This window comes from uncultured Psychroserpens sp. (genome assembly GCF_947492715.1).
GTDB lineage: Bacteria > Bacteroidota > Bacteroidia > Flavobacteriales > Flavobacteriaceae > Psychroserpens.
On record NZ_CANLNS010000006.1, the window covers coordinates 29,438 to 42,294 of the forward strand.

Annotated in this window: 12 protein-coding genes; 4 read left to right on the forward strand and 8 right to left on the reverse strand. The window is 34.2% G+C overall.

What is annotated here, in order from left to right; genetic code table 11:
- The first annotated feature begins 3 nt into the window (after positions 1-3).
- Both Q0787_RS14345 and Q0787_RS14350 read left to right on the forward strand, forming a co-directional pair.
- Complete coding sequence (locus tag Q0787_RS14345) at positions 4-453, forward strand: sterol desaturase family protein (protein WP_298903530.1); 450 nt, start codon at positions 4-6, stop codon at positions 451-453.
- A 15-nt stretch (positions 454-468) separates the two neighbouring features.
- Positions 469-1,617 carry a lycopene cyclase family protein gene (locus Q0787_RS14350; protein ID WP_298903531.1) on the forward strand — a complete coding sequence of 383 codons (1,149 nt, stop codon included), beginning with the start codon at positions 469-471 and terminating at the stop codon, positions 1,615-1,617.
- Here Q0787_RS14350 and Q0787_RS14355 read toward each other — a convergent pair.
- The 5 genes from Q0787_RS14355 to Q0787_RS14375 form a co-directional block, all read right to left on the reverse strand.
- Positions 1,604-2,182: a TlpA disulfide reductase family protein gene (locus Q0787_RS14355; RefSeq protein WP_298903532.1), complete on the reverse strand. Its 579-nt coding sequence runs from the start codon at positions 2,180-2,182 to the stop codon at positions 1,604-1,606. The genes Q0787_RS14350 and Q0787_RS14355 overlap by 14 nt on opposite strands.
- Positions 2,183-2,269: 87 nt before the next feature.
- A complete protein-coding gene (locus Q0787_RS14360; RefSeq protein ID WP_298903533.1) occupies positions 2,270-3,142 on the reverse strand; it encodes an anti-sigma factor in 873 nt (290 codons plus the stop codon).
- A 93-nt stretch (positions 3,143-3,235) separates the two neighbouring features.
- Positions 3,236-3,907 (reverse strand): Crp/Fnr family transcriptional regulator, encoded by a 672-nt coding sequence (locus Q0787_RS14365; protein ID WP_298903534.1) that lies wholly within the window; start codon positions 3,905-3,907, stop codon positions 3,236-3,238.
- Between the two features lie 119 nt (positions 3,908-4,026).
- Positions 4,027-6,297: an aconitate hydratase gene (locus Q0787_RS14370; protein WP_298903535.1), complete on the reverse strand. Its 2,271-nt coding sequence runs from the start codon at positions 6,295-6,297 to the stop codon at positions 4,027-4,029.
- A gap of 190 nt (positions 6,298-6,487) precedes the next feature.
- Complete coding sequence (locus Q0787_RS14375) at positions 6,488-7,624, reverse strand: acyltransferase (RefSeq protein WP_298903536.1); 1,137 nt, start codon at positions 7,622-7,624, stop codon at positions 6,488-6,490.
- A gap of 158 nt (positions 7,625-7,782) precedes the next feature.
- On the opposite strand from Q0787_RS14375, the gene Q0787_RS14380 reads away from it, so the two are divergent.
- Both Q0787_RS14380 and Q0787_RS14385 read left to right on the forward strand, forming a co-directional pair.
- Positions 7,783-8,829: a hypothetical protein gene (locus Q0787_RS14380; protein ID WP_298903537.1), complete on the forward strand. Its 1,047-nt coding sequence runs from the start codon at positions 7,783-7,785 to the stop codon at positions 8,827-8,829.
- Between the two features lie 4 nt (positions 8,830-8,833).
- A complete protein-coding gene (locus Q0787_RS14385) occupies positions 8,834-9,430 on the forward strand; it encodes an SCO family protein (protein ID WP_298903538.1) in 597 nt (198 codons plus the stop codon).
- Between the two features lie 8 nt (positions 9,431-9,438).
- Here the strand turns inward: Q0787_RS14385 and Q0787_RS14390 are convergent, their stop codons facing one another.
- From Q0787_RS14390 to Q0787_RS14400, 3 genes are all read right to left on the reverse strand, one after another.
- Entirely contained in the window at positions 9,439-10,404 is a 966-nt protein-coding gene (locus Q0787_RS14390) for a hypothetical protein (protein ID WP_298903539.1), read from the reverse strand.
- An 80-nt stretch (positions 10,405-10,484) separates the two neighbouring features.
- Positions 10,485-11,438 (reverse strand): MoxR family ATPase, encoded by a 954-nt coding sequence (locus tag Q0787_RS14395; RefSeq protein ID WP_298903540.1) that lies wholly within the window; start codon positions 11,436-11,438, stop codon positions 10,485-10,487.
- Between the two features lies 1 nt (position 11,439).
- Complete coding sequence (locus Q0787_RS14400; RefSeq protein ID WP_366915894.1) at positions 11,440-12,849, reverse strand: peptidylprolyl isomerase; 1,410 nt, start codon at positions 12,847-12,849, stop codon at positions 11,440-11,442.
- Positions 12,850-12,857: the final 8 nt, after the last annotated feature.

The window sequence follows — 12,857 nt, forward strand, 5'->3', positions numbered from 1 at the left end:
CGTATGCAGACAGTATTTTGGATTCTCATTTTTTTAGGCGTTTTCTGTACGATGGAATTTATGGCGTGGTTTACACATAAATACGTGATGCATGGTTTTTTATGGAGCCTACACAAAGACCATCATCATAAAGACCACAAAAGTTGGTTTGAAAGAAATGATGCTTTTTTTATATTCTATGCAGCGGTAAGCATGGGTTGTTTTTATCTTTGGAGTTATGAAGCTGTTTGGTTTTGCTTGCCCATCGGATTAGGAATTATGGCTTATGGAGCCACATACTTTCTGGTACATGACATTTTTATTCATCAGCGTTTTAAGTTATTTAGAAATGCAAATAATTGGTATGCAAAAGGAGTGCGTCGCGCTCACAAAATGCATCACAAACATTTAGGAAAGGACGACGGCGAATGCTTTGGGATGTTATTTGTTCCGTTCAAATATTTTAAAAAATAGTAGGCAACATAATTTATGACACATCGTTCCCATTTCGATTATATTATCATAGGAAATGGTCTGGCTGGTTTACAACTGGCTTTAAAATTAGCCTCGGATTCTTACTTCAAAAATCTACAGATTGCCCTTATTGATCCTATTGAAAAAAACACCAACGACAAAACTTGGAGTTTTTGGGATATCGAGCCATCACAATGGAATCATCTTACACACAAGTCATGGACTAATGCATCGATTATCACTTCTAAAAAAAGGATTGATCTTCAGCTTAATCCATATGCCTATAAAACCGTTCGAGCTATTGATTTTTATACAAACGCTTTAACTACTTTAAGAGCACATAAAACTATACATTTCATAAAAGAACGAGTTACCTCCGTTATTGACAATGACAATGTATCAGTCGTAACAAATCGAAACACATACACAGCCTCACATGTATTTGATAGTCGTGTTCCTAATGAATTTACTGAAGCATCTAAGACACGTAATACTTCAATTATTCAACATTTCAAAGGCTGGATGATTTCTACAGAAACCGATACATTTGATGATCAAAACGTAACGATGATGGATTACCGCCTGAAGGATGGAGAGCAAACCACCTTCACCTATATTTTACCATTTTCGAAAAGGGAAGCCTTAATTGAGTTTACATATTTCACAGAACACCTTGTGGATGAACCTATCTACGATTCGTTTTTGAAAACCTATATCAAAACTGTATTAAATATAGATGCTTATACTGTTCTAGAGGAAGAAACTGGACAAATACCTATGACCAGTTATAACTTTTCAAAACACAATACCAATAACATCACAAAAATAGGAACTGGAGGCGGATGGGTTAAAGGATCTACAGGGTATTCTTTAAAGCATACAGAAAAAAAAGTATCTCTATTAATTGAGAATATAAAAAATGGAAAACCTCCATCTCACCAGTTATTTAAAAGGAAACATCGATTTTATGACAAGGTGTTTTTGAAAGTTTTAAAAGATGAAAATCATAAGGGCGAGTGGCTTTTCGAACAATTTTATAGCAAAAATTCGGTGCAGACTATGTTTAAATTTTTGGACGAAGAATCATCACTTTTAGAAGACTTGAAAATAATGTCTTCACTATTTTCTTGGTCATTTATTAAAGCGTTTTTTAAAACGCTTTAAGAGCGTTATCAAGTGTTTCAATAACGTGCTCACTATTCCAATCTGCAGCTCCTGATTTATCAATGATTATTTCCCCACTTCTATTAATAACAAACGTTCTAGGAATAGAGCTAACATCAAACGTTTTTGGGTAATTACTTATAGATTGATAGACGTTAAAGCTATAACCTTCATGAACCATGAATTCGTATAATTTCTCTTTATCCTCATTAGAAACAAACAAAAACACAAGGTCATCATTAGATTTGAAATGTTGATACAATTTTTCTAGACTTGGCATTTCGGCTATGCAAGGTGGACACCAAGTGGCCCAAAAATTAATAACAATCACTTTTCCTTCTGCTGTTTTAAAATCAAATTGGTTTCCATTAATATCTTGTAAAGACCATTTGTAACTAGATAACTTAGTCCTTTCCGAAGCCTCAATAACAGACGGTTTCACAAAAAAAGCTATAGCCTTATTAACCACGACCTGAATAGGCTTACGCGTTTGAGGAATCAACATGAGCGCAATAACAACAAGAATAAGAAGGTTATAAATTTTTGATTTTTTTGATTTCGTCATAATATTAAACATAAGAAACGCACTACCAAATAGTCGGCAATGCGCTTCAAATCTAACAACAAAACTTTAAATATTGTAATCCCTAGTCTAGTTTCGTGTTACAGAGCCTGTTGGTAAAGACGATAGGTTTTGTCCAAAACTATGTGTCGATGGAGCAGTATCGTTACCAGCAGTACCCACTAAAGGCTTAAGAGCGAAAGGTGCTGGAGAATCATCTGGAACAGGTTCTACAGAAATCACTACAGTACGACCTCTAATATCTAAAGGAAATGTTTCTCCTGCAGGAGCATTTAAAAAGAAATCTTCACCAGGAATTGGAGGTCCCGCGTTATTTTCGGTTCCGCTAAATCCGTTTGAACTATCGGCAGTATCAAATTCGGTAAAAGTCCCTGTAGACAAAGGTCCAGACTCTCCTACTACCCAACCTTCATACGCCCAACCTTCTGGTAAAGTTGGCAAGTTAAAGTTTGGTGTTGGTGGCATTCCTGGCGTACCAAACCAAACACCATATTCATCATTCATGTTATTTGTTCCTGTTTCATCAGTAGGTGTTCTTAAAAAGAACATTCCAGATGCCGAGCTAAAGTCTCCAATAAGTCCTGTATTAACTGCAGCAGAGTTACCTGCGAATTCACCTCTTAATACTTTTGTCGCAGCAGGAGCTGGATCTGGATCAACCGCTGGTTCTATTGAAAGCACAAATGCAGTTGCACTATTTAACTGTGCTGTATTCACTGAAAACGTCTGTGGAAAAGTTACACTCGTAAATGTTCCTGTAGATACAGGAGCTCCATTTACAATTATCCATCCTTCATAGACAAAATCACTTCCTAATGCTTCTAAACCATTAAGATTAAGAGTTAAGTCTGAGTTTGTAGGACCATTGTTATCATCGTCGCTACTGCAAGAAGTGGCAAAAATTCCAAGTGCCAAAACTGCTAAAAACATTTTTTTAATCATCGCTTATAATTTTAAAATTTATACTTCAAAATTATAACTAGCTATTGTTATAAAATGTTAGCTATCTAACACAAGTGAAAAAAAATTAAACAATTATGCAGAATGTTTAATGATTCTAATCTCTTTTCTATTAAAATTGATGTAGTTTTCTTCTTTAAGTTCATTAAGAAGAATATTTAATGTAGGCCTAGATGTTCCAATTAATGAGGCAATATCTTTTTGAGTATAAGGATGCTTGATAACATTATCACCTGTCTTGGGGCAGTCATAACCATAGTCGGCACACAGTTCATCCAAAAATTCTACTAAGCGCGTTTTTGTATCTTTAAATAACAGTAATTGAAGTCTGCGTTCTAGTTTTTTGAATTTAAATCCAATAAATTTATACACCTTAAAACTAAACGTCTGGTTGTCTCTCATTAGGTCATGCATAGTCGTTACACCTATGGGACATATTGAAGTCGAGTTGTCTATAGACTGTGCAAATTCGTCACGTTTATTGTCACCCAATATCGCTTTCTCTCCAAATAATTCTCCCTTAGATAAAATAGCCTTTACAATTTCATCTCCATTGTCATTGTAGTAACCAATCTTAACTTTGCCTTTTTCTATTAAATAAATTTTGTTTGCTGAATCATCTTCAAAGTAGATATAATCCTTTTTCTTATAAGCATCAAAATCATGATCCTTCTTATAAGACTTAAACTTATGAGGACAGAGTACTTTAAATAGGTTAACATCGTCAAAGAACCACATTGACTGCATTTGGGTGTGTTTTATTGTTAGATTTCTTAGACAGTCGTTATAACTTAAGAATCCTTACATAAATTCATAAAAAAAGCTCTTGATATCTCAAGAGCTTTTTTATATAAATAGAATTTCTGCTAAGCAGCATTTTCTTTTTTAATTAGATTTAAAGCCGATCCTTCATTATACCAATCAATTTGTGATTGATTATATGTATGATTTACTTTAATGGTGTCCTTGGTTCCATCGGCATGAACAACTTCAATTGTCAACTGTTTATCTGGAGCGAATTCATTTAAATCTAAGAAATTAAATGTATCATCCTCTTGAATTAAATCATAATCACTTTCGTTAGCAAATGTTAAACCTAACATCCCTTGTTTTTTAAGGTTTGTTTCGTGGATACGTGCAAACGACTTTACAATGACAGCGGCAACACCTAGATGACGTGGTTGCATCGCTGCGTGCTCACGAGATGAACCTTCTCCATAATTGTGATCACCAACAACCACAGACTTAATTCCAGCTGCTTTATATGCTCTTGCTGTATCTGGTACTCCTCCAAACTCACCTGTTAATTGATTTTTAACAAAGTTTGTCTTTTCACCAAAAGCATTTACAGCACCAATTAAGGTATTATTAGCAATATTATCTAAATGCCCTCTAAAACGTAACCATGGTCCTGCCATTGAAATATGATCTGTAGTACATTTACCAAAGGCTTTAATCAATAATTTAGCTCCAGTAATTTCATCTCCAATTGGTGTAAAAGGTGTTAAAAGTTGTAGCCTTTCTGAATCTGAGGCAACTTTTACTTCAACGCCACTACCATCTTCAACAGGTGCTAAGTATCCGTTATCATCAACCTCAAATCCTTTTGGAGGTAACTCCCATCCAGTTGGTTCATCTAACATCACTTCTTCTCCATTTTCATTGATTAACTTATCAGTTAATGGGTTAAAGTCTAAACGTCCAGCAATGGCAATAGCGGCTGTTAATTCGGGAGATGCAACAAAGGCGTGGGTATTAGGGTTTCCATCGGCACGTTTTGCAAAATTTCTATTAAAAGAATGTACAATACTATTTTTAGGTGCATTTTTAGGGTCTTCATAACGCGCCCATTGTCCAATGCATGGTCCACAAGCATTCGTAAATATTTTAGCATCTAATTTTTCAAATATTTCTAAGATGCCATCTCTTTCAGTCGTATATCTTACCATTTCAGAACCTGGATTAATTCCAAATTCTGCTTTGGTTTTTAAACCTTTATCAAGTGCTTGCTGTGCCACAGAAGATGCACGAGATAAATCTTCATAAGACGAGTTAGTACAAGATCCTATTAATCCCCATTCTACTTTTATTGGCCAATCATTTTCTTTTGCTTTTTCAGACATTTCAGATCCTATAGCTGTAGATAAATCTGGTGTAAACGGCCCATTAAGTAATGGATTTAATTCTGATAAGTTAATATCAATTACCTGATCAAAATATTGTTCAGGGTTAGCATAAACATCAGCATCAGCTGTTAAGTATTCTTTGATGGCGTTAGCAGCATCGGCTACATCAGGTCTATCGGTTGCACGTAAATAACGTTCCATAGATTCGTCATAACCAAATGTTGAAGTTGTTGCTCCAATTTCAGCTCCCATATTACAAATTGTACCTTTTCCTGTACAAGACATTGCTGTTGCTCCAGGTCCAAAATATTCTACAATAGCACCTGTTCCACCTTTTACGGTTAAAATATCGGCTACTTTTAAAATAACATCTTTAGGCGCTGTCCATCCAGACAATTTACCTGTTAATCTCACACCAATTAACTTCGGAAATTTCAACTCCCAAGCCATACCAGCCATAACATCAACGGCATCTGCTCCTCCAACTCCTATCGCTACCATTCCTAGTCCGCCAGCATTCACAGTATGCGAATCGGTACCAATCATCATTCCTCCAGGAAATGCATAATTTTCTAAAACTACTTGGTGGATAATCCCAGCACCTGGTTTCCAAAATCCAATACCATATTTATCTGACACAGATTCTAAGAAATTAAATACTTCATTACTTGTATTTATAGCATGCTGTAAATCTGAACTTGCCCCGTTTTTTGCTTGAATCAAGTGATCACAATGTACCGTAGTTGGTACAGCCACCTTTTTCTTTCCTGCCTGCATAAATTGCAATAGCGCCATTTGCGCGGTCGCATCTTGACAAGCTACTCTATCTGGTGCAAAATCTACATAATCTTTTCCTCTAGTAAATGCTTTAGTTGCTTTACCATCCCAGAGATGAGCATATAATATTTTTTCTGAAAGCGTTAGTGGTTTACCTACAATATCACGAGCTGCATCAACGCGCTCTGTCATATTCGAATAAACCTTTTTTATCATGTCTATATCAAAAGCCATAAGTAATATTTAAAAGGTTGATTTTCATTTTTAAAGTCATGCAAAATTACAAATTTTAAAACAAATTAAAAAATATGTAATGAAATGTGAAAAACATTGAAAATAAATCAATGAATGATGATTTTTTAATCATTTAAATGAAAAATTAACAAATAAATAGCACTAAAATTATTAAATTAACAATTGAGGCTTATTTAAAATGATTCTTAATTTTCTCATGTTCACGGAGATTAGTCATTGGTCTTTCAAAAACCCTATACAAAAGATAAGAAGCTCCAATAGTAATAGTGACATAACTTATCAAATAGATAATTAAACTGAGAGACGACAACCCTTCAGTAGGAAAAAAATGCTTCATTAATTGCATTACCACAGCGTAATGAATCAAGTACATGGAATACGAAATTAGACTAATTAAAGTTACTGGTACGACTAGTACTTTTGGAGCACTTTTAATCTGAGACAATACTGGTAGTGTTAATGTTATAGCGAGACTATTTATAGGTAAATACAGAACGTTCCAAAAAAACGGATAAGCCTCAATAAATATTTGTTTTGCAGGTACAACAAAATTAAGTGCCACAAAAACCAATAGACCAATACTAAAAAACAAATACTTGTATCGTGTCCAAAACACGGTTTTATTTATGGCAATATATGCTGCCAGCACACCATAATAAATGGCATCAATTCTATAAATGGTAACTGCTTTTAGATTCACATTCCAGAACATCATAGTAGTTTGTGGATGATTGAAATAATAATATGTTTTGGTCAAAAAGAACATAAAAATTATAAGTACGGTTATCATCAAAAATAGTTTAGGCCTACTAATCCTAAGTTTTAGAAATAGCGTCATATACAACAGTAAAGGTCCAATAATATAAGCGAACTCTTCAATAGGCAGGCTCCAAGATTCTCCAAAAAACAGTGGCATTTCCCAACTAAAGTTTTGAATGAAGAAGAAGTATTGCCATAAAGACTCTGGCAGCTTCGTTCCTAAATAAAGCGCTAGAAAGATATTAAACACAAGAATCAAATAATAGTTTGGAAGTGTTCTAAACCATCGCCTAACCCAAAAGTAAACCATATGTTTAGCGCTATAATTAGATGCTGTAAACAGTTTATAAATCAATCGACCAATCAAAAAACCACTTAGAACGAAAAAAATCTCTACACCAATAAGACCAGCAACACTCATCAAATCTGTAAAGATGTTTTTAGTATGCGGAAAAATCCAAACAGAATGAGAAGCAACTACCAGTAAAATGGCTATAGCTCGCATAATATCTAGACCAAAAATTCGGTTCTTGCAATTTACTTTCATCCTAATCCAGCTATTTTTTTTATCATAAGGGTTTCATTACATTTGAATATACAGTTTTACTCATGCGTAGAAGATCTAAATTTATACTAATTTTTCTGTTTTTAATTCTAGCAGCTGGATTTATTTATTTTAAATCCCTTAAAACAAGGCACCAAGAATTGATAAAATCTAAGATTTATTACACATTAAATTTGGTTGATTCTGAATGGAAAAAAGAACTAAATGATTCTGAAGTCATTTTCACGTCCCCAACATTTGTGATCAGTAACATTTATAAATCAATGGAAGGTCCTAAGTCTGATCAATATGTTGTTATTGACGACTCTAATGAAGAATTATTGTACCTCACTGCCTTTAAAACCAACGCTATATCTTCTGATGAAGCTCGTAACCTTTCAAACGACTTTGTATGTCACACTAATTTCGAATATCGCGATGCCGAGCATTACAACCGTTGGAATATGACAGATCGCATCAATTCTCAATATCCAAGGATAACATCAATAAGTAATGGCGTTGAAAATTTTAAACTCCCAGAGGGTTTTGGGTTTCCGGTGTTCTCTAATGAACGTCTATTTATAAATGCGCAAGCTCTAAATCATAATATTACTGACTCCTCTTTTCATATTAAACACAAAATTGAAATTGGATACACAAAGCACAGTCAAAAACCTTTAATTCCACTTCAGCCAAAAACTGTATTTATGATGTTTCCTTTTGATCCTAATAATCCCGATAAAGGACCAACTGAACAATTACCAAATGCTTGTATTCCTGTGGAAACAAAAAATCACACCTACATTGATACTAAAGGCAATCCGTTGTCTGGTCATTGGATTATTAAACCAGGAAAACATAATTACGCGTATGACGCCTCTTCACAACTTCATATAAAGGACAGTATTAGGTTACATCAAATTACATCACATTTACATCCCTTTGCGAATAGATTTGTACTCAAAGACAAAACTACAAATCAAATTATCTACGATTGTAAGAGTGAAAATTTCGAGAATAAAATAGGTTTAAAACGAACACCTTCATTTTCTAGTGAAAAAGGTGTTTGGATGTATGAAGATCATACTTATGAGATGCTTCTTGAAGTTAACAATACAACAGATAAGGATCAAGAAATGATGGCTAGCATGGCTATTTTTTATTACGACGACGCTATGGAAAAAAAGATAAACGAACTCAAATTCTAGTCTTTTGAAACTTCAAATTTTTATACTAGTATTTTTAGTGCTTATGTCTTGTAAAAAAGACACAAACGCACTCCCAATACTAAGTTACAATTATGTAAACGGAGCTAAAGAACTTTATAAAATTGACAGTTTCGAATTTACAAATCAGGATGGGAATTTGATCACATCCGATTCAACCAAAGGCTATGTGCATACCATGAATTTCTTCTTCACGAGTTGCCCTTCTATTTGTCCTCCTATGCGCAACAAGCAACACGAGATTGTAGATACTTTTTCTTCAGAAGAAAATTTCAAACAATACTCAATATCCATTGATTACAAAAAAGATAGCGTTGGTCAACTCAAGCAATACGCTACCATTCATGATATCGATTCTAAGCAATGGCAATTATTAAGAGGTACATCAGAAATACAATTAGAACTTTTAGCGAGTAGGTTAAAAACCAACTTTAAACCCAATGAAGATGGTACAGATTTTTATCATTCAAGCTATGTGGCACTAATAGATAAAGAACAGTATATTAGAGGGTTCTATAATATCCTTTTAAATGAAGAAGTCGAACTTTTAAAAGACGATATTAAAACGTTATTGGACGATTAAAATGTCTCTCAATATTTACAAAACTCATAAATACCTACAACGTCATTTAGCCGTATTTCCTTATTCAAATAATTACCTTCTAAATCATAAACCCTCATTAAACTATAAGGCTTATTCATGGACCATCCGTTTCTCAATGTATGACCAACTACTATCTCATTATCATTTAACTGGTAACCCCCTCTTGTTAAGAATTTATTCTTCAAATCTGAACTCATTTCTAGTGCAACAATCTTCTTTTTCAAAGTGACTGGGTTCACAACAAATAACGAATTACTAAAATACTGAGTGTAAGCTAATTCATTGTTAATTTCAAAAGCATCATGGAGTCCTTCACACTTGAAATGTTTTATACATTTTTTCTGATCATCTAAAACAACGAGACCTCCATATCTTTTTTTATTGATCTTAAGTTTCTTTCTAATCTTATTGAACCTTGCCGTAGATTTCCCTAAATAAGATATAAACATTCTTTTGGAGCTTTCATGAACACTGTTGATATGATGTTGATGGAGCAGCGAGTCTTTTTTAGTCATGATGTTATAGCTCGTTTCACTATCATAACTACTTTGTAGTGTTTTTTCTGTTTTCTTGTTTAATCCCCATCCAAACCAAAACGGTTCAACATGTTTTGATTTTAGGTCAACTTCAAAAACGGCATCGAGGTTTGTATTAGCTAAAAACAACTTATCATTTGTAACACACAAGCCATGAACATCAGAAAACTGATGATGAGCAATCACCTCTTCAACTGTTAAACCAGGCAATGAAAACCTAATCAATCTATCCCATGTGGCCATCCAAAATTCATCATTCACACGCTTAACACCAGCAAAACCTAATTTGTTACTTGGAATATCTTCAGAAAACAACTCTTTGTATTGTCTTTTTTCAATGACTTCTCCTTTGTCAAAATCAACAATTACAAACGTCGGATAATCGAAATGCCCTCTAACTGTAACAATAAATTTCATACTAAATAAGAATTACGTCAAAACCTAAAAATAAAACACTAGGTCAACTTGAGTACTATAAATTCGAGGATAGGATACTATTAAAATAGACTCTTAATGATTTGATCATCACTAATACCCTCGGCTTCAGCCTTATAATTTTTAATAATTCTATGACGAAGAATACCTGAAGCTACAGCCTGAATGTTTTCAATATCTGGTGAGAATTTACCATTAATTGCGGCATGTGTTTTTGATGCTAACACCAAATTTTGAGATGCTCTTGGTCCTGCTCCCCAATCTACAAACTCAGATACTAAATCTGATGCAGTAGATGTATTTGGTCTAGTTTTCGCCACCATACCTACGGCATACTCAATAACGTTATCAGCCACAGGAATACGACGTATTACATTTTGAAAATCAATAATCTCTTGAGCTGTAAACAGTGCATTTACTTTAGCCTGTACATCTGTAGTGGTCGATTTTACCACTTCAACTTCCTCCTTGAACGAAGGGTAATCAAGATTAATGGCAAACATAAAACGGTCTAATTGCGCTTCTGGTAAAGGATAAGTTCCTTCTTGTTCAATTGGGTTTTGAGTGGCTAAAACGAAATATGGCAAACTCAGTTTATAATGATGTCCTGAAACTGTAACCGCTCGTTCTTGCATTGCTTCTAGCAAAGCAGCCTGTGTTTTAGGAGGCGTACGGTTAATCTCATCTGCCAAAATAATGTTTGCAAAGATGGGCCCTTTAATAAATTTAAACTGTCTGTTCTCATCTAGGATTTCACTTCCTAAAATATCGCTAGGCATTAAATCTGGTGTAAACTGAATACGTTTAAAATCTAAACCAAGCGCCTGAGCAATAGTATTAACCATTAAGGTTTTTGCTAGCCCAGGAACACCGATTAACAAGGAATGTCCTCCAGAAAAAATAGAAATCAAAATCTGATTAACAACATCATCCTGTCCAACAATAACTTTGGAAATTTCGGTTTTTAGGGCATTATATTTTTTTACAAACTGTTCAATTGCAGCGACGTCAGACATATTATTTCTTTTCAGTTTTTAACCAGTTACTATTAAATTCACAATCTTTATAATCGTCAGAAATCTTCACATATGTATCATATATCTTTTCTTCTTGCCATTTCTGAATTTCTCTGAATTGCTTTTCCTGAAGCGCCAGATTTTTAATCTTTAAATAATCACGTGCAAAATCTGCTTTGTGTTCATCTACTCTATCAGTAACCGTTAATATTTTAAACTTAATAGGGTTTATTCTGTCTTGATCTTGTAATACCAAACTAATCTCATCATCCTTTAGGTCTTGAATCTGGCCATAAAGTTCTGGATCCATCTTTGTCAACTCCATACTAGAATCTTGAGTATATGGGTTGATAAGTTCTCCGCCATTATATTTAGTTTCTTTTTCATCACTAAACTCAAGAGCTGCATCTGCAAATGTTAGGTCACCCGATTGGATACGATCTCTCACTTTAGTAATCTTTTCTTTAGCAGCCAATATTGAAGACTCTGTAATTTCTGGACGAATTAAAATATGTCTTACGTCATATTCCTGTCCTCTAATCTTCTCTAGTAATATAATATGATACCCGAAGTCTGTTTCAAAAGGTTCTGAAATTTCACCTTCTTGCAAAGAGAAAGCAACATCTCGAAATTCCTTTACCATTTGAGGACGTTTCCTGTTTAAGGTATACATACCTCCCTTACTACGTGCAGCCTTGTCATCAGAATAAAATACAGCCTTTGTAGTAAAGCTGGCTCCATTCTCAATAACATCTGCCTTATATTCTTTTAATTTATCAATAGCATCTTGCTTAGCTTCTTCACTAATTTCAGGAATTACCACAATCTGAGCTACTTTAAGTTCTGTTCCAAATTCTGGTCTCTCCTCTTCAGGAATACTATTAAAATACTCTCTTACTTCCTCTGGAGTTACCTCAACATCTGCAATAATTTTCCTCTGCATGTCACCAGCAAGTTTTGCATTTTTGTTGATTTCAAACATTTCCTCACGTAAACTCTCTTCACTATCCTTATTATAAAACTCTAAAAGTTCTTTCATAGAACCTCCTTTTTGTTCTAAAAAGGTATTCATTTGCTGCTCTATATTAGAACGAATTTCTAATTCATTTACTGTAATACTATCTTGAATAGCATGATGTGCATAAAGCTTATCTTCCAGCAGTTTTCCGAAAAGTTGACATCTGGTAATCTCTGCTATAGAAACACCTCTGGCCTGTAGCTGAATGTATTCTTTGTCGATATCAGAATCTAAAACCACAAAATCTCCAACAACAGCAGCAACGCCATCTACCTTTTTTCTGGCCGATGTTTGTGTTGAATCCATTTTCTTTTTAGAGTTATCTACTTCATCCTGAATAATCTCTTGCGCTAATGAAACATTTACAGTACATACGCATGCAATGATTGCCACGAGAACCG